This window comes from Halococcus sp. IIIV-5B (genome assembly GCF_003602035.1).
Lineage (GTDB): Archaea > Halobacteriota > Halobacteria > Halobacteriales > Halococcaceae > Halococcus > Halococcus salsus.
Window position 1 is genome coordinate 1 of record NZ_QZWE01000041.1, and the last position, 22,428, is coordinate 22,428.

At 65.4% G+C, this 22,428-nt stretch carries 26 protein-coding genes and 1 tRNA gene; 15 read left to right on the forward strand and 12 right to left on the reverse strand.

All coding sequences use genetic code 11. From position 1 onward, the window contains the following. Nucleotides 1-82 precede the first annotated feature (82 nt). Nucleotides 83-1,207 (forward strand): methyltransferase, encoded by a 1,125-nt coding sequence (locus tag D3261_RS17875; protein WP_120074764.1) that lies wholly within the window; start codon nucleotides 83-85, stop codon nucleotides 1,205-1,207. A 21-nt stretch (nucleotides 1,208-1,228) separates the two neighbouring features. Here the strand turns inward: D3261_RS17875 and D3261_RS17880 are convergent, their stop codons facing one another. From D3261_RS17880 to D3261_RS17890, 3 genes are all read right to left on the reverse strand, one after another. Further along, nucleotides 1,229-2,335 carry a hypothetical protein gene (locus D3261_RS17880; protein WP_120074721.1) on the reverse strand — a complete coding sequence of 369 codons (1,107 nt, stop codon included), beginning with the start codon at nucleotides 2,333-2,335 and terminating at the stop codon, nucleotides 1,229-1,231. Between the two features lie 241 nt (nucleotides 2,336-2,576). Beyond that, nucleotides 2,577-2,659 (reverse strand) — tRNA-Ser (locus D3261_RS17885). Nucleotides 2,660-2,685: 26 nt separating this feature from the next. Next, on the reverse strand, nucleotides 2,686-3,423 hold the full coding sequence (locus tag D3261_RS17890) for a hypothetical protein (protein ID WP_120074723.1): 738 nt from the start codon (nucleotides 3,421-3,423) through the stop codon (nucleotides 2,686-2,688). Between the two features lie 126 nt (nucleotides 3,424-3,549). On the opposite strand from D3261_RS17890, the gene D3261_RS17895 reads away from it, so the two are divergent. From D3261_RS17895 to D3261_RS17905, 3 genes are read left to right on the forward strand one after another with little or no spacing between them, the layout of a single operon-like run. Next, nucleotides 3,550-3,987, forward strand: coding sequence for a hypothetical protein (locus D3261_RS17895; protein ID WP_120074725.1), 438 nt, complete (start codon nucleotides 3,550-3,552; stop codon nucleotides 3,985-3,987). A gap of 1 nt (nucleotide 3,988) precedes the next feature. After that, nucleotides 3,989-4,186, forward strand: a complete 198-nt coding sequence (locus tag D3261_RS17900; protein ID WP_233554032.1) for a hypothetical protein — start codon at nucleotides 3,989-3,991, stop codon at nucleotides 4,184-4,186. Nucleotides 4,187-4,224: 38 nt separating this feature from the next. After that, entirely contained in the window at nucleotides 4,225-4,773 is a 549-nt protein-coding gene (locus tag D3261_RS17905; RefSeq protein ID WP_120074728.1) for a GNAT family N-acetyltransferase, read from the forward strand. A 4-nt stretch (nucleotides 4,774-4,777) separates the two neighbouring features. Here D3261_RS17905 and aroC read toward each other — a convergent pair whose 3' ends face one another. The 3 genes from aroC to aroA form a co-directional block, all read right to left on the reverse strand. After that, nucleotides 4,778-5,968, reverse strand: coding sequence for a chorismate synthase (aroC, locus tag D3261_RS17910; RefSeq protein ID WP_120074730.1), 1,191 nt, complete (start codon nucleotides 5,966-5,968; stop codon nucleotides 4,778-4,780). A gap of 346 nt (nucleotides 5,969-6,314) precedes the next feature. Next, nucleotides 6,315-7,496, reverse strand: coding sequence for an iron-containing alcohol dehydrogenase family protein (locus D3261_RS17915; RefSeq protein ID WP_120074732.1), 1,182 nt, complete (start codon nucleotides 7,494-7,496; stop codon nucleotides 6,315-6,317). A 69-nt stretch (nucleotides 7,497-7,565) separates the two neighbouring features. After that, a complete protein-coding gene (gene aroA / locus D3261_RS17920) occupies nucleotides 7,566-8,849 on the reverse strand; it encodes a 3-phosphoshikimate 1-carboxyvinyltransferase (RefSeq protein WP_120074734.1) in 1,284 nt (427 codons plus the stop codon). An 86-nt stretch (nucleotides 8,850-8,935) separates the two neighbouring features. Between aroA and D3261_RS20445 the strand changes: the two genes are divergently transcribed. The 3 genes from D3261_RS20445 to guaB all read left to right on the forward strand — a co-directional run bounded on the left by D3261_RS20445 (nucleotide 8,936) and on the right by guaB (nucleotide 11,921). Next, a complete protein-coding gene (locus D3261_RS20445; RefSeq protein ID WP_169316560.1) occupies nucleotides 8,936-9,082 on the forward strand; it encodes a hypothetical protein in 147 nt (48 codons plus the stop codon). A gap of 63 nt (nucleotides 9,083-9,145) precedes the next feature. Then, a complete protein-coding gene (locus tag D3261_RS17925) occupies nucleotides 9,146-10,303 on the forward strand; it encodes a Xaa-Pro peptidase family protein (protein WP_120074736.1) in 1,158 nt (385 codons plus the stop codon). A 130-nt stretch (nucleotides 10,304-10,433) separates the two neighbouring features. After that, a complete protein-coding gene (gene guaB / locus D3261_RS17930; protein WP_120074738.1) occupies nucleotides 10,434-11,921 on the forward strand; it encodes an IMP dehydrogenase in 1,488 nt (495 codons plus the stop codon). A 3-nt stretch (nucleotides 11,922-11,924) separates the two neighbouring features. Here guaB and D3261_RS17935 read toward each other — a convergent pair whose 3' ends face one another. The 3 genes from D3261_RS17935 to D3261_RS17945 all read right to left on the reverse strand — a co-directional run bounded on the left by D3261_RS17935 (nucleotide 11,925) and on the right by D3261_RS17945 (nucleotide 14,593). Then, on the reverse strand, nucleotides 11,925-12,578 hold the full coding sequence (locus D3261_RS17935) for a hypothetical protein (RefSeq protein WP_147464994.1): 654 nt from the start codon (nucleotides 12,576-12,578) through the stop codon (nucleotides 11,925-11,927). A gap of 415 nt (nucleotides 12,579-12,993) precedes the next feature. After that, nucleotides 12,994-13,584: an NUDIX domain-containing protein gene (locus D3261_RS17940; RefSeq protein WP_120074741.1), complete on the reverse strand. Its 591-nt coding sequence runs from the start codon at nucleotides 13,582-13,584 to the stop codon at nucleotides 12,994-12,996. A 70-nt stretch (nucleotides 13,585-13,654) separates the two neighbouring features. Continuing rightward, nucleotides 13,655-14,593, reverse strand: coding sequence for a diacylglycerol kinase family protein (locus D3261_RS17945; RefSeq protein ID WP_120074743.1), 939 nt, complete (start codon nucleotides 14,591-14,593; stop codon nucleotides 13,655-13,657). A gap of 51 nt (nucleotides 14,594-14,644) precedes the next feature. Between D3261_RS17945 and D3261_RS17950 the strand changes: the two genes are divergently transcribed. From D3261_RS17950 to D3261_RS17980, 7 genes are all read left to right on the forward strand, one after another. Next, complete coding sequence (locus D3261_RS17950; RefSeq protein ID WP_120074745.1) at nucleotides 14,645-15,352, forward strand: CehA/McbA family metallohydrolase; 708 nt, start codon at nucleotides 14,645-14,647, stop codon at nucleotides 15,350-15,352. Between the two features lie 439 nt (nucleotides 15,353-15,791). Beyond that, nucleotides 15,792-16,523: a sugar phosphate isomerase/epimerase gene (locus D3261_RS17955; RefSeq protein ID WP_199694062.1), complete on the forward strand. Its 732-nt coding sequence runs from the start codon at nucleotides 15,792-15,794 to the stop codon at nucleotides 16,521-16,523. An 81-nt stretch (nucleotides 16,524-16,604) separates the two neighbouring features. Further along, complete coding sequence (locus D3261_RS17960) at nucleotides 16,605-17,507, forward strand: SMP-30/gluconolactonase/LRE family protein (RefSeq protein WP_120074749.1); 903 nt, start codon at nucleotides 16,605-16,607, stop codon at nucleotides 17,505-17,507. Between the two features lie 48 nt (nucleotides 17,508-17,555). After that, nucleotides 17,556-17,915: a hypothetical protein gene (locus D3261_RS17965; protein WP_120074751.1), complete on the forward strand. Its 360-nt coding sequence runs from the start codon at nucleotides 17,556-17,558 to the stop codon at nucleotides 17,913-17,915. Nucleotides 17,916-18,007: 92 nt separating this feature from the next. Then, entirely contained in the window at nucleotides 18,008-18,484 is a 477-nt protein-coding gene (locus D3261_RS17970; protein WP_120074753.1) for a hypothetical protein, read from the forward strand. 19 nt (nucleotides 18,485-18,503) lie between these two features. After that, nucleotides 18,504-18,965, forward strand: coding sequence for a hypothetical protein (locus D3261_RS17975; RefSeq protein ID WP_120074755.1), 462 nt, complete (start codon nucleotides 18,504-18,506; stop codon nucleotides 18,963-18,965). Nucleotides 18,966-19,284: 319 nt separating this feature from the next. Next, nucleotides 19,285-20,226, forward strand: a complete 942-nt coding sequence (locus D3261_RS17980; protein ID WP_120074757.1) for a pre-peptidase — start codon at nucleotides 19,285-19,287, stop codon at nucleotides 20,224-20,226. A gap of 147 nt (nucleotides 20,227-20,373) precedes the next feature. Here D3261_RS17980 and D3261_RS20145 read toward each other — a convergent pair whose 3' ends face one another. The 3 genes from D3261_RS20145 to D3261_RS17990 form a co-directional block, all read right to left on the reverse strand. Beyond that, the gene (locus tag D3261_RS20145) at nucleotides 20,374-20,532 is read right to left on the reverse strand and encodes a hypothetical protein (protein WP_158589416.1); all 159 of its coding nucleotides are present in this window, start codon (nucleotides 20,530-20,532) and stop codon (nucleotides 20,374-20,376) included. A gap of 112 nt (nucleotides 20,533-20,644) precedes the next feature. Then, the gene (locus D3261_RS17985) at nucleotides 20,645-21,349 is read right to left on the reverse strand and encodes a class I SAM-dependent methyltransferase (RefSeq protein ID WP_120074758.1); all 705 of its coding nucleotides are present in this window, start codon (nucleotides 21,347-21,349) and stop codon (nucleotides 20,645-20,647) included. A gap of 53 nt (nucleotides 21,350-21,402) precedes the next feature. Further along, the gene (locus tag D3261_RS17990) at nucleotides 21,403-21,810 is read right to left on the reverse strand and encodes a pyridoxamine 5'-phosphate oxidase family protein (RefSeq protein ID WP_120074760.1); all 408 of its coding nucleotides are present in this window, start codon (nucleotides 21,808-21,810) and stop codon (nucleotides 21,403-21,405) included. Nucleotides 21,811-21,946: 136 nt separating this feature from the next. Between D3261_RS17990 and D3261_RS17995 the strand changes: the two genes are divergently transcribed. Continuing rightward, the gene (locus D3261_RS17995; protein ID WP_120074762.1) at nucleotides 21,947-22,219 is read left to right on the forward strand and encodes a helix-turn-helix domain-containing protein; all 273 of its coding nucleotides are present in this window, start codon (nucleotides 21,947-21,949) and stop codon (nucleotides 22,217-22,219) included. The last annotated feature ends 209 nt before the right edge of the window (nucleotides 22,220-22,428 follow it).

The window sequence follows — 22,428 nt, forward strand, 5'->3', positions numbered from 1 at the left end:
CGGTATCTGATCCGGTTTCGAGTGAGCAGCCGGTCGATCCACCCGATGCCGGGTTCGTGCTCGGGTCGCGGGGGTGTCGGGGATGAGGGACGATACTCGCGTTCTCGAACTCGAATCACGGGTTTCGGCCGCACGACCCGTCTACCGGTTCCGTACCACGGACGGCGTTCACTCGAAGCGCTCGTTTCGCACGGCCGAACTCCTGCTTCTCGACGCGCTCTGGGATTCGACCCTCGGGGACTGTTGCTGTCTCGAAGCCACCTACGGGGTCGTCGGCTGCGTGCTCGCCGACCGAGCGGATTCGGTCCACATGACCGAATCGAGCGCCCGTGCCGCGCGTCTCTGTGGGCGAAACGCGAGCGCGAACGGCGTCGAGGTGACGACCGCGCTCACCGCCGACCCACGAACCCTCGACGAGCGATTCGACACGGTGGCGTACGCGCCGAAGCCCTACACACCGCTCTCGATGGGCCGCCAGCGCATCGTGAACGGTCTCGCCGTTCTCCGTCCCGGTGGTTCGCTCTCCCTCGCGGCGGCGAAACACACCGGTCTCACGCGCTACGAGGCCTGCCTCCGCGACCTCACAGCGGGCGTCGAACGGGTCACCGAGCGCGACGGCTTCGTGGTGCTCCGCGCCAGCCGTCCGCCGGTGTTCGACCCGCCACAGCTCGTTTCGCCGCGAACGATCCACACGGCGGTTGACGGCACCGAACTGTCGCTCATCACCCTTCCCGGGGTGTTCTCGACCACCGGGCTCGACGACGGAACCCGATTACTCCTCGAAGCTGCGACCGTGGAGGACGGCGAGCGGGTTCTCGACCTCTGTTGTGGCTCCGGCGCTATCGGAACTTACACTGCCCGCGTCGCCGACTGTGAGGTTTGGCTCACCGACGACGACTGCGTCGCGACGTGCTGTGCCGAGCGCACACTCGACGCGTCCGGTGTGACGGGGTCCGTCGTGACCGCGGATTGTCTCGACGGCGTCGATGGCCCGTTCGACCGTGTCCTCTGTAATCCACCGACTCACGCCGGTCGTGGGGTGCTTGCGGACCTCTTCACGGGTGCTCGTGAGGTGCTCGCGCCCGACGGCGAGTTCGTTCTGGTCCACCATCGCGACCTCGACCTTCGAGCGCATTTCTCGGGGTTCGAGACGGTGGAGGCGCTACGGAGGGGTGGCGAACACATCGTTCTGCGGGCTAGCGGGTGAGGACGGACTACCCCGCTCTCGTTAGCCGTTCCTGGCGATGTTGCGTCCCGCGAAGAACGCGACGACACCGACCACGAGGGCGATGACACCACCGATGTTGAAGAAAAGGTCGGCGAATCCACCGCCGAACACGGGTCCCGCCGTCCTGAAGAACGCCATCGCGAACACCCCGAGGAACGGGGCGGCGGTGAGTGCGACGACGAACCCCCACGCTCTGCGGTCCCGCCGAGCGTGATATCCAAGCCCGAAGAACAGCGCGGTCGGTACGAACAGTGATAGAGCCATCCGGGACCCGTCGGTGAGGGCTCGACCGGCGAACACGACCGCGAGAAATGCGACCACCGCACCCAGCGCCACGACGAGGGAATCTCGCTCGTTGTGTTGCGCTGCCCCGTCCAGTCGACGTGTCAGGAATCCAGCGGCCCCACCGAGTACGAGCATCGTGAAGAACACTATCGACAGGGATTCCGTAGCGAGCTCCGGACCGACAGCGAGCGCGGTGGCGAGCAGCCCTACGAGACTTGGAACGAGTGTCTCTGTCGGTACGAACGCCAGATAGGTGGGTTCGAAACCGATCTCGTCGGGTCCGCCGCTCCAGACCACCGCCGAGTCGTTCGTCGTGGCGGTGCCGGTCGGTCGGTTCGCGGGGCGGTAGCCCGGCGGAGCGTGGACCACGATGGTATCGGCCCGAGCGGTGAGATACGGACTGGCGAGCGAACCGACGACGACAGCCCCCGCCGAGCGACGGGCGAAGTCGGAGTCGCGATAGGTCACGACGAGCGTGTCGTTGTCAACGGTGCTTCGAACGCCCGGTCCGTCCATGGCCGAGCGATCCACCGAGTCCCGAACGATGCTCCGTCTGCGCTGGTCGTTCTCCCGGAGGGCGTCCGCACCCGAGCGGAGTTCGACGCGACCGCGCCAGTTCGCGGAGCCGTTCTCGGCGATCCGTATCGAGAGGTGACTCTCCCCGGTCGAGAGACCGACGCCGTGATCGGCCGCCGACTCGGTAAGTGAGTCGCCACAGACGCCACACAACGGTTCCGGCGGTGGTCGCGCCGCGGTCGCGCCCACGACGGTGAGGGAGAGAACGAGAGCAACTACGAGGAGGGATCGGGAACGAGCGGACATCGACCTCTCAAATTGCAGATCGGTTCGGCTTAACTATTCTGGAGACCGTCGCTCGTCGGTTACCGACGCTCGTCGTGCGTGGTCACGAGAACGCGGTGGGGATGGGATTCGAACCACGGTCGATCGCTTCCTTCCCCGCTTCGCTCGGAAGACTGCGCTCTCCCTGATTCGAATCCCAACGTCTCGCGTTCTCACTCACGAGATGCCTCGCGTCGCTCGGCGTCGGTGTTCGTGAGAAACGCGGTGGGGATGGGATTCGAACCCATGAGGCCATAGGCCACCTGTTTTCAAGACAGGCGCAATTGTCCACTCTGCCACCCCACCGCGACCCCGACTACCGCCGCGCGTGTCTAAGGCCTGTCGGTGTCCGCTTTCGAGACCGTGAGTTCGCTACCATCTGTTTCGAGTCCGACACCCAGATCCGAGAGACATTCCGCGGTGTGTTCAGGGACCCGCCGTCCAGCGCGTTCGCGGGCTTCGATGAGCCCCAGCGCGCCCGCGAGGTCGGCCGGCGTCTTGACCACGGGGAGCATCGGTGCGTAATCGACGTCGAGCCCCGCATCGAGCGCACGGTCGGTCAGCGTCGTGACGGCAGGGGCGGTGTAGGCGTCCGCGAAGTCGATGGTGGCCCCGAACGCCGCGGCGTAGACCCGACCGCTGGATGCGGGTCCGAGAACCACGTCGTTCCGGCGGAGCTTCATCGCCAGTCCGTCGAGGTCGCCGCGGGCGAGGAACGGTGCGGTCGGTTCGACGGCGACCACGGCGCTCTCGCCTTCGGTTTCGAGCAGGTGAGTGAGGGTGTTCCCGACGCGTCCCGAGAACGTCGACCCGACCTGTGGCTCGAATCGCGCCGCATCCGGGTCGTCGAGCGCGTCCGTCACGACCGTTCGAAGGTCTTCCGGAGGGTCTTCGCCCTCGGCCCGGTAGTTGATGAGGAGGTCGGCTGCGCTCTCCTCGACCGCACGAACGGTGTCGGCGCACATCGCCCCGTAGAGCGCTGCATGGTCCTCGGCCGAGAGCGGCGACGGGTCGAGACCGGGGAGCACGCCCGTCCGCGGCGGGTCACAGAGCACGGCGACGGTGGTCATGAGAGGGGTCGGTGCGCGGCCGTCTTGAACGACGTGGGTCGGGCGCGGGAGTCGCCTGGGAGCCGGCGGTGCGTTCGTCGGACCGCGAGTCTTATTTGCAGCGACGGAGTGATCCAAGCAACGACAATGGTCTCCGACAACGCGGCCGGGTCGTCCTCGGGAGCGCCCGGGTGGGCCGTCGGTGGGACGGCCGACGACGTCGAGCACCCCGGAGGGTCGATACCGCTCTCGACCGGGACCGTCTGTGAACTCATCAGCAACGCCCGCCGCCGGGCGGTCATCGAACACGTCGCGGCGCTCGACACCGAGGAGGGCGTCGGGATGGGCGACCTCGCACGAACGATCGCGGGCGAGGAACACGACATCCCGCCCGCGACGGTCTCGGCCGAACAGCGAAAGACGGTCTACGTCTCGCTCCTCCAGAACCACCTCCCGAAGCTCGACGCCGCGAACGTGGTCGCCTGGAACGACCGCTCGGGGATGGTGGCCCACGGCGAGTGTGTCGACGAACTCGCGGCCCTCGTCGAGAGCATCGACCGCGCGTGCGACCCCGATGGCGTCTGAAATGCATCCCTCACAACCGCTCGCCGTCGTCGTCCTCTTTCTCACCGCCGTCGTGCTCCTCGCTACGCTCGTCAGCCTCGTCCTCACCGGGCTCGGCCTCGCGACGGTCGTGGCCCTCGCGGTGGCGCTCCTCGCGCTCGCCGGAGCGTGCGCCGTCGGTGCGGGCTCGGCGCGGTGGCGCTCGAACCCCTACTGGTAGACGAGTACGGTTTTGTGACGGCACGACGGAACACTGTCATGACGTTTCTCCCCGGCGACGAAGTCGATCTGGTTCCACTCGACCCTGCCGACGACGCCCACGTCGCGGCCTACCGTCGGTCACGCAACGAACCCACGATGCGCGCTACCGGGTCGTACGGCCGTGGACTCACCGACGACCACGCGAGCGATCGGGTTCAGGAACTCCAGAGCGGCGACGAAGACCACGCGCTGTGCGCGATCCGGGCCGAGAACGAGACGGTGGGCTGGGGAACCATCCACACGGTGGACGGACGTTCACGAACCACGGCTGTGGCCTACTACGTCCTCCCCGAGTACCAAGGCAACGGGTACGCCAGCGAGGCCGCTCGGCTGCTCGTCGCGTACGCTTTCGACGAGCTCAACGCCCGCCGCGTCGAGGCCACGGTGCAGGACGACAACCCCGCGAGCAAGCGCGTGCTCGAAAAACTGGGCTTCGTCCACGATGGCACGAAGCGCGACGCCTACTACAAAGCGGGCGAGTACAAGGACCTCACACTGTGGGCGGTGTTCGACGACGCGTTCGTTCGGGACTTCGCTGAGAGGTAGGCTGTCAGTCCTCCGTCGGCTCGGTGCTCGTCGCCGCGTCTTCCGGGTCGTTCTCCGGGCTCGACGGGTGGTAGTCGGTGTCGTACTCGCCGAGGTCGCCGTCGAGCCGGTCGGGATTGACCCGCCCACCGAGGAGCATGAAGTCGACCATCGTGAGCGCTGCCATCGCCTCCACCACCGGGACGCCGCGCGGGGGGAGCACGGGGTCGTGGCGACCGATGACCTGGGCCTCCTTCTCCTCGCCCGTCTCCCAGTCGACGGTGGTCTGCTTTTTCGGGATCGAGGTCGGCGCGTGGAGCGTGACCTCCCCACGGATCGGCTGGCCGGTCGTGATACCACCCTGGATGCCGCCGTGGTCGTTGCCGGTCGGGATTGGATCCCCGTTCTCGTCGAACTCCCAGTCCTCGTTGCGTTCGCTACCCCGGTAACGCCGCGCCTCCCGCCCCAACCCGAACTCGAAGCCCGTCGTCGCGGGGACGCTCAGCATGGCCTGGCCGAGGCGTGCGGGGATCGAGTCGAAGCGCGGCGCGCCGAGGCCCCGCGGCGCGCCCCGGATCTCGAAGTAGATCGACCCGCCGATCGAGTCGCCCTCGCGCTGGTAGTCGTCGATGGCCTCGCGCATCCGTTCGGCCGTCTCGGGGTGCGCACACCGGACCGGGTTCTCCTCGGCGTGCTCGCGGATATCCTCGAACCTCACCTCGGGGGCCTCGATGTCGCCGATCTGGTTGACGTGCGCGCGGATCTCGATCCCCTCGCTCGCGAGGATCTTGCGGGCGACCGCGCCCGCGGCGACCCAGTTCGCGGTCTCGCGGGCCGACGAGCGCCCCCCGCCGCCCCAGTTTCTCGTCCCGAACTTCGCGGAGTAGGTGAAATCACCGTGGGAGGGTCGGGGGGCCGTGATGAACGGCTCGTACTTCCCCGACCGCGCGTCCTTGTTCTGGATCACCATCCCGATCGGCGTGCCGGTGGTGTAGCCGTCCTGGAGCCCGCTCTTGATCGACACCGCGTCGGGTTCGCCACGGCTGGTCGTGATCTGTGATTGACCGGGTTTGCGCCGGTCGAGTTCGACTTGGATGTCGTCCTGGTCGAGTTCCAGTCCCGCCGGACAGCCCGACACCGTGACCCCCATCGCCTGACCGTGGCTCTCGCCGAACGTCGTGACCCGGAAGAGCCGCCCGAACTCGTTGCCGTTCATGGTCGAGCGTCGGTGTCGAGGGATTTGAACCTTCCAGTCCGTGCAGCGGTTGCGGTCGGGACGGACAAGCGGCTTACTACGATGTGGAATGCCAGTACGGTGTCTCGTCTGCTTTCCGTTCTCGGGACTCGCTGTTACCGCAAATCCCGATACAAATGGGAAACCGCCCCGCGACCGCTCCGCCCACACGCCTCCCCAGCCGATTCACTCCGCTCGTTTCACTCGCTCCGTTCATCCCTCGCACGGCGTCCGCGGTCGGCGTTCGTGGTTACTCACGCCGACCGCTGCCGCGCGCCGACCGCACTGTGGTCCGTGTCGATGCCGATTCGGCCGACCCGATCCCCGCTCACCACGCGTCTTCGAGAGTCCCCTCGATCTCCTCGACGGTCGGCTCGAACCCCTCGGGCCCGTTGTCGAGCGTCGCGTCGTCGTAGATGTACTCGGCGACACCCGGGAGCGCGTCGCGCTCGACCGCGTCGAGGTCGCGGAGCTTCGTCGGGAGGTCCATCGAGTCCCGCACCTCGGCGACGCGCTCGACGACCGCCGCGGCCGTGGCGTCCGAGCCCTCGGCGCTCACGTCGAGCGCGTCCGCGAGCGCGTCGCGGCGACCGTCGACGTCCGAAAAGAGGAGTTCGAGCACCGGCGGGGCCATGACGGCGTGTGCGATCCCCTGCTGGACGCCCTCCTCGCGCAGCCCGTGACCGAAGGCGTGGATGGCGGACAGCAAGCCCGGCCCGCGATTCCCCTGGCCGTACTGGACGAGCACGACCCCCGCGACGGCGGCGTCCATCGCCTCGGGCGCGGGGAGTTCCGGGAGCGCGTCGGCCATGAGCCCCAGTCCGCGCAGCGCTGTCGCGTCGGTCAGCGGACTGGCGTGCCGGGCGTAGGGCAGTTCGAGCCCCTTGTCGAAGCCGTTCATCGCCGAGCCGAACAGCACTCCCTCGGGCGTGGTCTCGAACAGCTCCGGGTCGTAGACCAACGCGTCGGGCATCAACGCGGGGTCGCTGAACCCAGCGACGATATCACCGTCCTCGCCGTCGAACGTCACCGACCCGCCGGCCGAGAGGTCGGCCCCCGCCAGCGTCGTCGGGACCGCGACGAGCCCCGTGAGGTCGCCATCGGGAATCGGCAGTCCGCCCGTCTCGGCGGCGTGCTCACGGAGTTCGTCCGCATCGCGCTCGCCGGCCTCGATCGCCCGCATCGCCCGCGCGAGGTCGATCGAACTCCCGCCGCCGACCGCGACGAGCGCGTCCGCGTCGTGCTCGTCCATCGCGGCGACCCCGTCGAACGCGCCTGCGGCCGATTTGTCGGGCGTCGTCCCGTCGAAGGTCCCCGCGTACTGCTCGCCGAGGCCATTCTCGATGGGATCCATCAGATCGCGGTTCGCACCGACGTGCTCGCCACAGACCACGAGCGCGCGCTCGCCGCCCGCGTCGCACACGAGCTCCCCGAGGTCGGCCGCGGTCCCGCGACCGAACGCGATCCGGCCGGCGGCGTTGTCGTACTCGAACGGCTCGATGGAATTCATGTCCCCCACCACGGCCGGCCGCCGGATAACGATTCTTGTGGGTGTCCTGAACGCGGTGAGTGGACGGATTCAGTCGAGCGTGACGTCGGCACCAGCATCGCCGAGCAACTCGAAGAAGTTCGGGAACGAGACGTCGACGTGCTCGGCCCCCGTGACGGTCGTCGTGCCCTCGGCCACCAAGCCCGCGACGGCGAGCGCCATCACGATCCGGTGGTCGCCGCGACCGTCGACCCGCGCACCGCGAAGCGCCGAGTCGCCGCCGTGGACCGTGAGCGAATCCTGCCGTTCGGTGACCGCCGCGCCCATCTTCTCGAGTTCCTCGGCCATCGCGTTCACGCGGTCGGTCTCCTTGTATCGGACGTGCTCGGCGTTCACGATCCGTGTCTCGCCCTCGGCGGCGGCCCCGAGCGTCGCGAACGTCGGCAGGAGGTCGGGGGTGTCGCCGACGTCGACCTCGATCCCTTGGAGGTCGCTCCGCTCGACCGAAATGGTTCCAGAATCGCGGTCCCACGAGAGCGCCGCGCCCATTCGTTCGAGGTGGTCGACGATGGCGGTATCGCCCTGGGCGCTCGGGTACGCGCCCGCCACGTCGAGCCCCTCGTCGGCGGCGAGCGCGCCAGCCGCGAGGAGATAGGAGGTCGACGAGAAGTCACCCGGGACGCGGTAGCTCCCACCCGAATCGTAGGACTGTGCACCCGAGACGGCGAATCCCGCGTCCGTCCGCTCGGTCTCCACATCGAAATCGGCGAGCAGCTCGCGGGTTATCTCGACGTAGGGCGCGGACTTGAGCTCGGTTTCGAGGTCGACGGCGAGTCCCGACTCGGTGCGCGCGCCCGCCATCAAGAGCGCGGTGACGAACTGCGAGGAGACGTCGCCGGGGATCGAGACCCGCTCGCCCGCGACGGGACCGCCGACGACGAGCGGGGCTTGCCCGTTAGCCCGGGTGCTCTCGGCGCGCCCGTCGAGGTCCTCGATGGCGTCGAGCAGCGGGCCGTGGGGGCGCGATCGGAGCGATCCGTCGCCGGTGAGGACGGTGAGGCCCTCGGTGAGCGCCGCCGTCCCGGTCACGAGCCGCATCGTGGTCCCGGAGTTGCCGCAGTCGACGACGTCGTCGGGGATGTCGGGGTAGCCGAATCCTCGGACGACGAACGTGTCGTCGGCGAGGTCGACCTCCCCGCCGAAGGCGCGCACCGCGCGTGCGGTCGCCCGCGTGTCGGCGCTCACGAGCGGCGCTTCGACCCTGGTCTCGCCCTCGCCGTAGCCCGCGGCGAGGATGGCCCGATGGGTGTAGCTCTTCGACGGCGGGGCGGTGACCCGGCCGGCGACCGACGACGGCGCGATCTCGGCGTCCATGCCCGCTCGACGACTGGGGGTGGTATCAGCGTGGCGACCGTCGGCCACAACATTAATGATAGTCCGTGATAGAACATGGATCGAGGATGTACAAGATCACCTGCGAAACGTGTGGCGACGTCGGGTTCCACCCGTCGCGGATCGGCGCGGAATCGCGCGCCGAGGCCCACGACAACGAGACCGGCCACGACTCGCGCATCGAACCCATGACCGAACCCAACCTCTCGACCTGACGGCGAGGGGACCGTCGGTGGCCGAAACAGCATCGTTTTGGTCGGAGCCCCGGAACCGGTCGCATGGATCTCGACCTTTCGGCGCTCGATACGGCGCTCGACGATGCCGACGCCGACGGCTACCTTCTCAACGCCGACTCCGACGACCCCGACCAGCGCTATCTCTCGGGGTTCACCGCCCCCGATCCGTTCGTGACGCTCTACGACGGCGAGACCCACCTCCTCGTCTCGGCGCTCGAATACGGTCGTGCGAAGAGCGAGAGCCGTGCGGGGACGGTCTCGCGCCACGCCGACTACACCGACGGCGCGGGGAGCCGCGAGGCGGGCCACGTCGTTCTCGCGGCGTTCCTCGACGACCACGACCTCGACTCGGTACTCGTCCCGCCCCGGTTCCCGGTCGGGACCGCCGACGGCCTCCGCGAAGAAGGGATCGCGGTGACGGCCGAGGAGGGAAGCGTCCTCACCGACATCCGGGCCGTGAAGACCGACGAGGAGGTCGACCACATCAGGGAGGCCCAGCGCGTCAACGAACGGGGGATGGCCGCCGCCGAGGACCTCCTTCGGGAGGCCGACGTGGAGGACGGCATCCTCGTGCTCGACGGCGAACCACTCACCTCGGAGCGGGTCAAGACCGCGATCGAGACGACGTTCCTCGAGAACGGGTTCTCCTCCGGGGAGTCGATCGTGGCCTGCGGCAGCGGTGCCGCCGACCCCCACAACCGTGGGAGCGGCCCGCTCGCCGCCGACGAGTCGATCATCATCGATATCTTCCCCGGGAGCGACGAAACTGGCTACCACGCCGACATGACCCGGACGTTCGTGAAGGGCGAGCCCAGCGAGACGATCGAGGCGTGGTACGACCTCACCGAGGACGCGTTCGACGCCGCGATGGACGCGATCGAGCCAGGTGTGACGGGCGCGGCGGTCCACGACGCGGTCTGTGACGTCTACGAGGACGCCGGCGAACCGACCCTTCGCGCGGACCCCGAAACCGAGACGGGGTACATCCACGGGACCGGTCACGGCATCGGGCTCGCGGTCCACGAGCTACCGAGCCTGAGCTTCAACGGCGGGGAACTCGAACCCGGCAACGTCGTCACCGTCGAACCGGGGCTCTACGACCCCGACGTCGGCGGGATCCGGATCGAGGACTTCGTGGTCGTCACCGAGGACGGCTGTGAGAACGTCGCCGAGTACCCGAAATCACTTCGAGTCGAGTAGTTCGCCCTGGGACCAGTCACCGGGAGAGACCGTGGTCGGTCCGTCGTTCGTCCTCGGTCCCTCATCCGTTCTCGATCCGGCGGATCCGTCGTCTCGGAACGTTTTTCAGGTCCGGTCACACACCGTTTATATGGTAACCAACGGTTCGGAACCCTTCTCGGAGAAGCTTCGTGTCCCGGAAGCGCTCACGTTCGACGACGTGTTGCTCCGGCCGAAGGAGAGCCGGGTCGAGCCCGACGAGGCCGACACCGCGACCCGCGTCTCGCGCTCGGTCGAACTCACCGTCCCGGTCCTCTCGGCGGCGATGGACACCGTCACCGAGAGCGACCTGGCGATCGCGATGGCGCGTCAGGGTGGGCTCGGGGTGCTCCACCGGAACATGGACATCGAGGAGGTCGCCGCGGAGGTCGAACGCGTCAAGCGCGCCGACGAACTCGTGATCCGCGAGGTCGTGACCGCGAGCCCCGACCAGACCGTGCGCGAGGTCGACGAGATGATGGAGGCCGAAGGGGTGAGCGGCGCGCCCGTCGTGAACGAGGCGGGCGAGGTGCTGGGGATCATCTCCGCGACCGACATCCGACCCTACCTCGAAGTCCGCGACCGCGACGAGGTCCGCGAGGCGATGACCGACGAGGTGATCACGGCCCCCGCGAACGTCGACGCACGCGAGGCGCTCGAACTCATGTACGAGCACAAGATCGAGCGCGTGCCGGTGGTCGACGAGGAGAACCGACTGAGCGGGCTGGTGACGATGCAGGGGATCCTCCAGCGCCGGGAGTACGACTCGGCCGCCCGCGACGAGCGGGGCCGACTCCGGGTCGGGGTCGCCGTCGGACCGTTCGAGACCGACCGCGCGGCGGCGGTCGACGAGGCGGGTGCCGATGTCCTCTTCATCGACTGCGCGCACGCCCACAACCGCAACGTCATCGACTCGGCGCGCGAGCTCGCGTCGGGCGTCGAGGCCGACGTGGTGGTCGGCAACGTCGGCACCCGCGAGGCCGCCGCGGAACTCGTGGACTTCGCCGACGGGATCAAGGTCGGGATCGGCCCGGGCTCGATCTGCACCACCCGCGTGGTCACCGGGTCGGGAATGCCCCAGATCACCGCCGTCGCGCAGGTCGCGGACGTCGCCAGCGAGCACGATATTCCCGTCATCGCCGACGGCGGGATCCGCTACTCGGGCGACGCCATCAAGGCCATCGCGGCGGGCGCGGACGCGGTGATGCTCGGCTCGTACTTCGCCGGGACCGACGAAGCGCCGGGCCGCGTGGTCACGATGAACGGCAAGCGCTACAAGCAGTACCGCGGGATGGGGTCGGTCGGCGCGATGCAGTCGGGCGACGACGGCAACCGCTACATGAAGGACGTCCAGGAGGACGAGGACTTCATCCCCGAGGGTGTCGAGGCCGCGACGCCCTACAAGGGCAGCGTCGAGAGCGAACTCTTCCAGCTCGTCGGCGGGATGCAGAGCGGGATGGGTTATGTGGGAGCGGACACCATCCCCACGTTCAAAGAGCGCGCGGAGTTCGTTCGGGTTTCGTCTGCGGGTCAGACCGAGGGCCACGCCCACGACGTGGTGATAACCGACGAAGCGCCGAACTACAGCCCGGATAGCTAACTTCTACTCGGATTCGTCATCTTCGTTAACTTCTATCTCCTCGCCTTCCGCTATTAATTGCATCTTGTACGTATCACGCACAGTTCGTATGCTTGTGCCTGTAACTTCGCTTAGTCTTTCCTGCGTCACCATTTCATCTGTTAACAACGACGCGGCGTAGACAGCATTTGCCGCGAACCCTGATGGTGATCTGCCAGTGTGGATTTCATGCTTTACACCAGTCTCAATTAGTTGTATTGCTCGCATCTCCGTTGATTCACTGAGCGATAGATCCTCGCAGTAACGAGGAACGTAGTGCTCTGGCTGAACTGGGCCAACTTTCAGCCCCAACTGCTTACTGAGTTCTGCAAACACGTTCGCAACTCGTTTTTCAGTCGATCTAGCTACTTCTGGAATCGCTTTAGCTGTGTAAGGCTTTGATTCCACCCTAACTGCGGCGTAGACACATCCTGCACACAATTCGAATATTGTCGTGTTCTCAATCACCTTCCCCTCAAGCGAACGTCTGTAGATTGCTTTTGCGACCTGCTCTGTCCCATTGGTGATGTCTAAGTCGGTCAGCATTCGTTCAATTTCAGCATCTGCTATCTGAGCTAGCGATTCTCCGATATCTTTTGTTCCGATACGTTTCTGAGATTCGTCCCCGCCCTCGCTCAACAGGTCTGATAGCTGTGATTCGTTGTATTTTATTTTCAAAAGTCGAATCTTTTCGAAGCTAATCCAACTAAGACACTAATTAGTAGTGTCTCTGTACTTAGTAGCATTCGCTTGACAATGAACTCCGCGCTCACAAGACCACACAAGTATGCAACGGTTGTGAAAACCGCCAACACTCCTGCAAGTACTATGAGGAGCAGATGCACGCGCTCTAGTCCGGCAATATTATGTGGGGGGTTCTCCCTCCACGTCTACCGAGGCCGCGCTTACTCAGAAAAGCCGCACACAGAACTGTCGTTCATGATTGTGCGGCTTTTGATTGTAATAGTACCTAGAGCCATGCTATACTACGTACATCAAGAACAGAGGCGGGCGGACAAAAGTTTATCGCCGATAGCGGAGCGAATCGAAACGCCTAGAAATCTCTGCGCATCGCGATCTCGAACCAGGGACACAGATCCAACTGCCGGTACCAGCGCGGGTTGTCGTGGAGGTATTCGTAGGGCACCCAGAGCAGGCCCCCGACCTCCTCCTCGTCCGGCGCGAGCGAGGTGTCCGTGAGGGTGGCTTTCAGGACAGTACAAACCTCCCACTCGATACCCTCGTCGAAGTAGTAGCGTTTGTACTCGAAGCGGTCCGTAGTACGAAGGTCGTCGTACTGGTCGGGTGTGACGCCGAGTTCCTCTTCGAGGCGTTTGCGGGTGGCCTCGACCTGGGTCTCGCCCTCGCGTGGATGGGAGGCCACGGTGCCGTCCCAGCAGGTGTCCCAGAGGCGTTTCTCGGGGCTGCGCTGGGCGAGCAGGAGGTTGCCCGACCCGTCGAACAACAGGGCGGTGAAGGCTCGGTGGCGAACCCCGTCGCCGGTGTGGGCGTCGAGGCGGTTGACGAGCTCGCTCGGCTCGTCGTTCTCGTCCACCGCGATCACGTCCTGGGCGGCGTTCGGGTGGGTCTCCCCGTCGGTCGCGGCGGATGGGTCGGCGTCGTCGCCTGCGGCGGGCGTGCTCATGCTCCACCCTCGGCGAGCGCCCTCAAAGCGGCTTCGACTGCCGTCCGTCGGTCGTTCGAGGTGGCACCGGTCAGTCCACGGCGGGCGGGGTGGGGTCGTACGCCTCGCCGACGCACAGCGTGACCGCGTTGGCGTGGGTTTCGAGGTCGAGCTCGCGCGCCGAGAGCATCTCGCCGTCGAGGCTGAAGGTGCCGGGCTCGCCTCCGTTCACGGACACCGCGAGTTCCGGGGCTTCGAGCCGCGTGATGTTCCCCGTGTCGCTCCCGAGCAGCCGCCGGAGGGTGGCTTCCCCGACGAGCTTGCCCGTCGGGCGGTCCTCGATGATCGTGACCTCGAACCGGCCGTCCTCCATGTTCGCCTGCGTCCGCCCCTCGACCGGGAACCGTCGGCCGTTGCCGACGAGCACGAACGCCGCCTTCCCGGTCCAGGCGGCCTCGTCGTCGGGTGTCTCGATCGAGAGGTCGAGTCCCTCGAAGTCCGCGGCGGTTCGGATGGTGTTGACCACGTAAGCCAGCACGCCCAGCGAGTCCTTCTGGTCGGCGGAGGTCTCGGAGCTCGCATCGGCGGTCAGCCCCGCGATCGCGGAGTTGACGAACGGGTGTCCGTTCGCCACCCCGAGGTCGATCGCGCGTCGCTCGCCCCCGTCGAGGGTCTCGAAGCCGTCCGCGATGGTCTCGATCCCGACGTTCCCCGCGAAGTTGTTTCCCGTGCCGGTGGGGATCACGGCGACGGTCGTCGTGTCCAGGGTGTCCGCCTCGTAGAGCCCTCGAACCACCTCGTGGAGGGTGCCGTCGCCCCCGCCGGCCGCCACGAGGTCGGCGTCGGTCTCGCGAGCGAGGTCGACGGCGTCGCCGCCCTCGTTCGTCTCCCGAACCGTCACGTCGTACTCCTCGGCGAGGTCGTAGACCTCGTCGGTGTGGCTCCCGTTCCCGCTGACCGGGTTGTAGATGAGCACCCGAGAGCCGCCGCCGTCGGTCCGGACCGCGTTCGGGCGGACGTGAGGGGTCATGACCCGGCTTCTCAGCGGAACAGCAAAGGCCTGCCGGGACGCTTCACCGACGTGTACCGGATCGACCTCCACGCCCACACCCGCTTCTTCCACGGCCGTCGCCGAGTCGGCGACGCCTACGACCCGATCGGGGTTCGTCTGCTGGCGGGGACCGCTCGCGCCCGCGGGCTCGACGGCGTCGCGACGACCAACCACGACTACTGCCGACGGTTCGAGAACGAGGTCGCCGGTGTGGCGGTGATCCCCGGTATCGAGGTCTCGACCAGTCGCGGCCACGTGCTCGTGGTGGGACCCGACCCACCCGCCGAGAGCAGACCCGGCGAACTCACTCCCGAGGAGACCGTCGATCTGGCTCACGACCGGGGCTGTGCCGCGATCATCGCCCATCCCTACCGGAACTCGACCGTCCGCGAGGTCGACGCCGACTTCGACGCCATCGAGGTCAACGGCAAACATCCCCGCACCCGCGAGTGGGTCGAACGCCTCGCCGCCGACCACGACCTCCCGATGACTGGTGGGAGCGACGCCCACTACCCCGTCGAGGTCGGTCGAGCCTACACCGCGGTCGACGTCGAGGAGCCGACCCCCGAGAACGTCGTGCGCGCGATCCGCGATGGCCGGGTCGAACCCCGCGTCGACGACTGGCTTCCCTATCGGCTCATCGGCCGGCTCTACCGCTCGATCCACAGGGGCAAGGGCCAGCTCGACGCCCCCGATTGGGCCACCCCCGGCGTCGGCGCGCCGCCGAAGAACGAGTGAAGGCGAGTCCACACTCGAACCTACTGAAGACCTTCCGGGTGTAGCGCTACTCCACCGTTGTTTCGAGGTCGGGTGGCTACCGATACCCATCGAAATATCTTCATATCGACGGGAAAACTTATACCGGACGGTCGGGAGGGTCTCTGTAGAACCGAGAGTGGACGTCCGTTGTCGCTGGTTTGGTCACGATAGGTACACGACCTCGACGGTCGACGGCAACTACGTCGTCTATCGGTGCGAACGGTGCGGCCAGGAGATCCTCCGGGGGGACGACGAGCCGCCGTTCGACGTGTGAACGCACCGACGTCGCTCGGTCCACGGCGGATCGTTCGAGCGGTCGAGAACCCCCGTCGAAGGGCGTGACGGTTCCAACGTCGGACGGTACGGGGATCGAACACCGAGCGGAAACCGTTTTGCCCCGGCGGGGTTGGAGGGGCGTATGGTTCGCGCCGCCATCCAGTTGTACACCCTTCGCGACGTCGAGCAGCCGCTGCCGGAACTCCTCGAACAGGTCAGAGAGGTCGGCTTCGCGGGTGTGGAGTTCGCCGGTCGGGTCACGGACGCCGACGGCGACCGAGTGCGAGAGACGCTCGACGAAACGGGGCTCGAATCCGTCGCCGCGCACGTCGACATCGAACGGCTCGAAGCCGACCCCGACGAGACCATCGAATTCTACCGCTCGCTCGGGTGTGAGCACCTCGTCGTTCCGTGGCTCGGCCCGGACGCGTTCGAGACGGTCGAGGCCATCGAGGCGACCGCCGATCGGCTCCAGTCGGTCGCCGAGACGGTCGCGGACCACGGGATGGCGTTCTCCTATCACAACCACGACCACGAGTTCGTGGAAGTCGACGGTGAGACGGCCTTCGACCGGCTCGCGGCCGCCACCACCGACCCCGTCGAGTTCGAGCTCGACTGTGGCTGGGTCACCGTGGGCGGTGTCGACCCCGTCTCGCTGCTCGACCGGCTCGACGACCGCGTGTCGCTCGTCCACATCTCGGACGCCGACGAGACGGGATCGCCGACCGAGGTGGGCGAGGGCGTCCTCGACGTCACCGGCTCTCTGGAGGCCGCCACCGACCACGGGGTAGAGTGGGCGATCTACGAGCACGACGACCCCGACGACGCCATGGCGTCGGCCAGCCACGGTGCCGAGGTCTTGGGTCGGTTCTGAGTCGTCGGCGACCGACGTACCGCCGTCCAAGCCACCGTCTCGAACCCGAACGTTCTTCGGTCGACCCGATGACTGCCAGCCATGGCGGAGCACGACCCGGAACCCGGGACGAACGACGAGGACTCGAACATCGAGGTCATCGCGGAGTACGGTTCGGTCACGGGCGAGGGCCCGCTCTGGCACCCCGACGAGCAGCGCCTCTACTGGGTCGACATCCCGAGAGGGAAGCTCTATCGCTACGACCCCGCCACCGACACCCACGAGCAGTGTCACGAGGGGCGTCCCATCGGCGGGTTCACGTTCGAGGCCGACGGCGCGTTGCTCCTGTTTCGGGATCAGGGGACGGTGACGCGCTGGGCCGACGGCGAGACGCGGACGGTCGTCGAGGAGATCCCCGACGAACGCGACACCCGGTTCAACGACGTCGTGGCGGACCCGGAGGGCCGTGTCTTCGCGGGCACGATGCCGACCGAAGACCGACTGGGTCGGCTCTACCGCTTCGACCCCGACGGGAGCTACACGCTGGTCGAGGACGACCTCGACATCCCGAACGGGATGGACTTCACCCCTGACCGGACCGGGATGTACTTCTCGGTCTCCGAGGAGTACCGCGTCTATCGCTACGACTACGACGCGTCGAGCGGGCTGCTGGCGAACCGAACGACGTTCCTCGACCTCGACGGCCCCGCGATATCCGACGGGCTGACGGTGGACAGCGAGGGGTTCGTCTGGGTGGCCCGGTGGAACGGGGCCCGGGTCGAACGCTACGCCCCGGACGGCGAGCTCGTACGAACGATCGAGGTGCCCGCCGAGCGCCCGTCGAGCGTGGCGTTCGGCGGCCCGGAGTACGAGGACCTCTACATCACTTCGGCCCGCGGTGAGGGCATCGAGGAGTACGGCGACCTCGCGGGCGCGCTGTTCCGTACCCACCCCGAGGTCAGTGGTCGACCGGAGTTCCGCTCGCGGATCGCGACGGAGGAGTGAGGGGTGGTTTCGGGGGATGATTTAATCCTCCCACGCCGAAGGAAGCTCATGAAACGATACGCGACCGACGTCCGCGACGGGGTGCTGTACGTCGAGACCGACGACAACTGGCTCGAAGTCGGTCCAATGGACGAAATTCGTTCCATAATGGGTGGCGAGACGTACACCATCGAGTACGACGAGCGCCAGCGGACGATGGACTGGCTCGACACCGATTCGGAGGGGCGGCTCACCTTCGACGTGCGCGAGACGATCGAGGGGATGGACTACAACGAGGCGTTCGTCGCGGAGCTCGCGGCGGTCGATGCGGACGCGACCGACACCGACGGACATCCGCTCCGGGCATCGGTGTTCGCCGACCTCATGACCTCTATCTGGGATTCGAAGGGCGCGCTCGAGAACGCGTAGAAACTGACCGCCGCTACGTCCCACGTTCGACGACCGGACCGACGGAACAGAAATGAAACAGTATTTTGTACGTTATGGCTGTAGTGTGAGAAGTGGTCGCGATTCGCTCGCCGAAAACGTTCACCTACTTGCTCGTTGTCAGTGTCGGACTCATCGTCGTCGGTCTCTTCGATTTCAGTGGTCGTGGGTCCGGAGTGGCTTGTGGGTATGCAAGTCTCAGTCGTTGGATTACGAGTTTGCTGGGCTTCGATTATCGGATCACAGCAGTCGGCTTCGGTCGTATCGGGTACTACAATGGCTGCGGTTTCACTCAGATTTCAACAAGTAGGATACTGATAGAAATATTCGGTATTCTCTCATTTTTGGTCCTCGTGAGCTATCCGGCCGCGAAACCTCTCGAAGGAATCAATACTCGCCTGAACACCGTCTTGGTCGTGATCGGATCGCTCGGAATCCTATTGGCGTGGTACAATGAATATCTCCCCGGATTTCTGCTGGTCGTTGTCCTCGGCTTTACGGCCGTCATGCGGTCGAAGTGGGGCGAAGATGAACTAATATATCATACGTGAAAGTCATCCCGCACACGAAATGATCACGCTCCGCTCGCCGAAAACGTTCACCTACTTCCTTGCTGGAAGTGTCGTACTCATCGTCATCGGCGTCTACACCATGGATGGCCAGATGACGCAAATAGGGTGTGTGTATCCGACCCCCAGTCGGCAGGTCATGAGTTTGTTAGGGTTCGATTATCGAATCACGTCGGTCGGGTTAGACAGTATCGGCTACTACGATGGCTGCAACTACTCGCGGGTCTCGACGATTAGTCTCCTGCCGGAAGCGCTCGGTATCGTTTCGTTTCTGACCCTCGTGAGCTACCCAGCCACGAAGTCTCTCGAAGGGATCTATACTCGTCTGAACGGCGTTTTGATCGTGCTGGAGGCGCTCGGACTGCTGTTCACTTGGTTCGTCGGACTCGTTCCCGGATTTCTGTTGGTCGTTTTCCTCGGCTTCACGGCTGTCATGCGGTCGAAGTGGGGCGGACGAACGTGACGGCTCGGGAATCGGCGTAAGTCAGTTCGAGAACTGCTGCCGGGAATCGGGAGAAGGTAGCGAGAACGGTCAGATACGAGCGTCTCAGTATGTCACCCACCGGATCAGAGGCTATCCCACTGTTCTGAGGGTGTTCAAACGGGGGTTGCGTGATGGCGGTCGTCGGACGCGCAGAAATAGCACTTTCTGCAAATAGACGCCAGTACAAGTCTAATCAACCTATGCAAGACCTATATGAACGGATCATTCACAGTAGATTTATGACCTATCAAAAATCACACAAAGCTTATTACAAAAACTACGAGATGTATATGTGGTTATGAAATCCAACAACGCCCCCCGTGATGCGGATGATTCGCAGTCGGTCGATGTCTCACGACGCAAATTCCTCGCGGCGAGTGCGGTGGGAGTAGCGGGTCTCGGTGCCGTCGGAAGTGCGGCAGCAGCTCCGGACGAGCATACGCTCGTCATCGAGGGGACGGGTACCAAGAGCAACTACCTGTTTACTGCCGGCGACAACCTCAAGAAGAGCACCGCTGACGGGGCAACTATCGACGGCGATGCCACCATCACCAACAACAGCGCACACGGGCTGGTCGGGTCTGGGAAGGATGCCTACACCTTCGATGGCAACCTCCTCGCGTTCAACTTCGATGGTGCCCCGATAAACGTGCTCCTCGACGGCGAACCGGCGCATGTTGGGATGCGGCCCGATCACTTCGTCGAAATAGAAGGGACTGGGCCCGCCACACACTACACGTTCTCAGTCAACGCAAACGTGGAAAAGAGCAGTGGCCACGGTGCGACCTTCGGTAGCGAAGATCGGATATTCAATGACGGTGTGACTGCATCAGGCCGAGTCAATTCGGGGAAAGACGCGTACACGTTCTACGACAATAGGTTGGATAGCAATTTCCTCGCGTTCAACTTCGATGGTGCCCCGATAAACGTGTTACTCAATGGAAAACCGGCACACGTTGGGCAGAACTACGAGCACCTTCTCCAGATACAAGGCACCGGGTCCCCTGCCACGTACAACTTCACGGTGAGTGGTCCTCCCCGTCTCGCTCAAACGAGCAAAGCTGGCGGCTCGATCGACGACGGCGACACGTACATGTTAAGGGAGGCGGAAGGGATGGTGACCAACGAGTCCGACGTGTACCGATTCAATGGTAAACTCCGAACATTCGATCTCGACGGAAGAGCGAACGTTCTCGTCGATGGAGAAGCAGCACACGTCGGTCAGATACCAGACCGATAGACTGCTGAGAAAAGCAGCCTCAGGGACCGGCGAACGACAGCGAGTTGCCCAATTGAACGACCTCGTCGTACGATTCACACCGGTCGCGTGAACGGCGCTCTTGCATCCTCTCGTCGAGCGCCGTTTTCCAATCGCAGGTCGGACACATCATCCGACGATCCCGAATTTGCCGAGAGTGGCATTATCGTCGCTCTCCTCGCGGTCATCGAGGATATCGGCGTCGTAACACGGGTGAAGTTTGTCCGTCCTGGCACACTCCGCGACGACACGACGCTCGCACTTCTCGGCGTCGACGTACCCGCGCATCGTGACGAGGTAACCGGATTTCGTCGCCGAAGTCAGCGCGTAGCACTAAGAGGTCGTTGATGTCCGTGATCCATGTCTCTCGTTTCGGACAACGGATCGTGGGATACGAAGGCTATATGCGGGCATCCCAGTACGAGACCGAGGCGACGTGGTCGCCCACCGGCGACCCCATGACGGAGGTGTCGAGGTCGCGGAGGGCGGTCGCCACCCCGTCGGGAAGCTGCCGATACAGCCCGTACGGGAAGACGAAGTCGTGTTCTTCGTGGGCCAGCCGGAGGCCCGCGCCGTTGAGCAGGCGTTCGACCTCCACGCGGGAGTAGAGCCGCGACCCCATCGGGAGGAGCCAGTTGTAGATGCTCCGGGTGCTGAACCGGCGGAAGGTGTCGAAGACCACCTGGTCGCGCGCGACCCGACGCATCTCGGCGAGGAACGACGCGGGGGTGTCCGCGAGGTGGAAAAAGCGCATCGCCACCACCGTCTCGAAGTGGTCGTCGGGGAACGGGAGTCGGGCGGCGTCCCCGCGCATGAATTCGAGGTGGTCGGCGATGCCCGCCGCGTGGGCCTTCTTCCGTCCCTCTTGGAGCATCGCGGGCGAGATGTCGAGCCCCACGATGTCGGCACCGCGCCGGGCGAGCATCGTGGTGAATCGCCCCGTCCCGCACGCGATCTCGAGGATGTGTTTCCCTTCGACCGGGCCGACCGCCGAGAGCACAGCCTCCTTTTCGCGCTCGTCGATGAGCTGACCGCCGTCCGAGAACCGTTTGTCCTCGTAGGCTTCGGCGACCTCGGCGGTCTGGTACCATTCCTGTCCCTTCACTATCGACGTATTCGCCCGCCGGGGGATAAAACCGTACTGGATGCGTGTGCCGACTACCCCTCGCCCACCGCGACGTCGTCCGGACGGATCCGGAGTATCACCCGTGGCGACTCCTCCTCGTCGAGGTCGGGATACTCCTCGACGCCCATGTACCGCTGTGCGAGTTCGTTGATGTGCTCGACCGCGCCCTCCTCGGTGAGTTCGTCGACCTCGCCCTGGACCGAGACGAACCGATACGGGTTGTCCGGGTCGACCATCGAGACCCCGACCTTCGGTTCGTTGTGGACGTTCCGCTCCTTGCGCCGCCCGCGTGCGGTGTTCACGAGCACCCGGTCGTCCTCGGGGTCGTAGTCGACCCAGACGGGGGTCACTTGCGGGGTGCCGTCGGGCATCACCGTCGCGAAGTGCGCGAAGGTCTCCCGGTCGAACAGGTCGTGAAACGCGTCGGGGATCGACGACATACGACCCGTCCGACCCCACCGAAAAAAGCGGTTCCGACGGCGATGTATTATGGATGCCCGTGAGACATTATGACTTCATACAGTACAGCCACATACATGGGCAAGTTTTACCAGCGGTCTTGGCAGAACTGCACGTATGAGCACCACGTCCAACCGCTCGGGCCCCGACGACCCCCTCTCACAGACCGAGTTCCGCGACCGGCTCCGTGAACTCCCGCCGAGCGCGAAGCTGGTCGCGAAAGTCCTCGAAACCGAAACCCCGCTCTCGCAGGGTCAGCTCGCCGAGGAGTCGCTGCTCCCGGACCGAACCGTTCGGTACGCGCTCAATCGGCTCGAAGAGGACGACCTCGTCGGTTCACGTTACAGCTTCCGCGACGCCAGAAAGCAGGTCTACTTCCTCAACCAGTAGTCGAACGCGTTTTCGCTCGTCGTCGCCCCTTCCCCCTCATGGCAGCGCCCACGCGTGTCCCGATTCCCGTCGAGACTGCCGCCCCCGGCGGCGAAACCAACGTCTACGTTCTCGGGGAAACACGATCACTCCTCGTCGACCCCGCCGCCGCCACACCCGCGCTCGACGAGGCCCTCGCCGGTCGTTCTCCCCACCACCTCCTCGTGACA

What these genes read in the sequence shown, in the direction of transcription:
- aroA (WP_120074734.1), bottom strand. Translation starts at nt 8,849, where the DNA reads ATGGACGCCGAGATCGCGCCGTCGTCGGTCGCCGGCCGGGTCACCGCC.
- guaB (WP_120074738.1), top strand. Translation starts at nt 10,434, where the DNA reads ATGGTAACCAACGGTTCGGAACCCTTCTCGGAGAAGCTTCGTGTCCCG.
- D3261_RS17955 (WP_199694062.1), top strand. Translation starts at nt 15,792, where the DNA reads ATGGTTCGCGCCGCCATCCAGTTGTACACCCTTCGCGACGTCGAGCAG.
- aroC (WP_120074730.1), bottom strand. Translation starts at nt 5,968, where the DNA reads ATGAACGGCAACGAGTTCGGGCGGCTCTTCCGGGTCACGACGTTCGGC.
- D3261_RS17995 (WP_120074762.1), top strand. Translation starts at nt 21,947, where the DNA reads ATGAGCACCACGTCCAACCGCTCGGGCCCCGACGACCCCCTCTCACAG.
- D3261_RS17975 (WP_120074755.1), top strand. Translation starts at nt 18,504, where the DNA reads ATGATCACGCTCCGCTCGCCGAAAACGTTCACCTACTTCCTTGCTGGA.
- D3261_RS20145 (WP_158589416.1), bottom strand. Translation starts at nt 20,532, where the DNA reads ATGCGCGGGTACGTCGACGCCGAGAAGTGCGAGCGTCGTGTCGTCGCG.
- D3261_RS20445 (WP_169316560.1), top strand. Translation starts at nt 8,936, where the DNA reads ATGTACAAGATCACCTGCGAAACGTGTGGCGACGTCGGGTTCCACCCG.
- D3261_RS17915 (WP_120074732.1), bottom strand. Translation starts at nt 7,496, where the DNA reads ATGAATTCCATCGAGCCGTTCGAGTACGACAACGCCGCCGGCCGGATC.
- D3261_RS17925 (WP_120074736.1), top strand. Translation starts at nt 9,146, where the DNA reads ATGGATCTCGACCTTTCGGCGCTCGATACGGCGCTCGACGATGCCGAC.
- D3261_RS17990 (WP_120074760.1), bottom strand. Translation starts at nt 21,810, where the DNA reads ATGTCGTCGATCCCCGACGCGTTTCACGACCTGTTCGACCGGGAGACC.
- D3261_RS17900 (WP_233554032.1), top strand. Translation starts at nt 3,989, where the DNA reads ATGCATCCCTCACAACCGCTCGCCGTCGTCGTCCTCTTTCTCACCGCC.
- D3261_RS17880 (WP_120074721.1), bottom strand. Translation starts at nt 2,335, where the DNA reads ATGTCCGCTCGTTCCCGATCCCTCCTCGTAGTTGCTCTCGTTCTCTCC.
- D3261_RS17905 (WP_120074728.1), top strand. Translation starts at nt 4,225, where the DNA reads ATGACGTTTCTCCCCGGCGACGAAGTCGATCTGGTTCCACTCGACCCT.
- D3261_RS17890 (WP_120074723.1), bottom strand. Translation starts at nt 3,423, where the DNA reads ATGACCACCGTCGCCGTGCTCTGTGACCCGCCGCGGACGGGCGTGCTC.
- D3261_RS17960 (WP_120074749.1), top strand. Translation starts at nt 16,605, where the DNA reads ATGGCGGAGCACGACCCGGAACCCGGGACGAACGACGAGGACTCGAAC.
- D3261_RS17940 (WP_120074741.1), bottom strand. Translation starts at nt 13,584, where the DNA reads ATGAGCACGCCCGCCGCAGGCGACGACGCCGACCCATCCGCCGCGACC.
- D3261_RS17895 (WP_120074725.1), top strand. Translation starts at nt 3,550, where the DNA reads ATGGTCTCCGACAACGCGGCCGGGTCGTCCTCGGGAGCGCCCGGGTGG.
- D3261_RS17875 (WP_120074764.1), top strand. Translation starts at nt 83, where the DNA reads ATGAGGGACGATACTCGCGTTCTCGAACTCGAATCACGGGTTTCGGCC.
- D3261_RS17945 (WP_120074743.1), bottom strand. Translation starts at nt 14,593, where the DNA reads ATGACCCCTCACGTCCGCCCGAACGCGGTCCGGACCGACGGCGGCGGC.
- D3261_RS17980 (WP_120074757.1), top strand. Translation starts at nt 19,285, where the DNA reads ATGAAATCCAACAACGCCCCCCGTGATGCGGATGATTCGCAGTCGGTC.
- D3261_RS17965 (WP_120074751.1), top strand. Translation starts at nt 17,556, where the DNA reads ATGAAACGATACGCGACCGACGTCCGCGACGGGGTGCTGTACGTCGAG.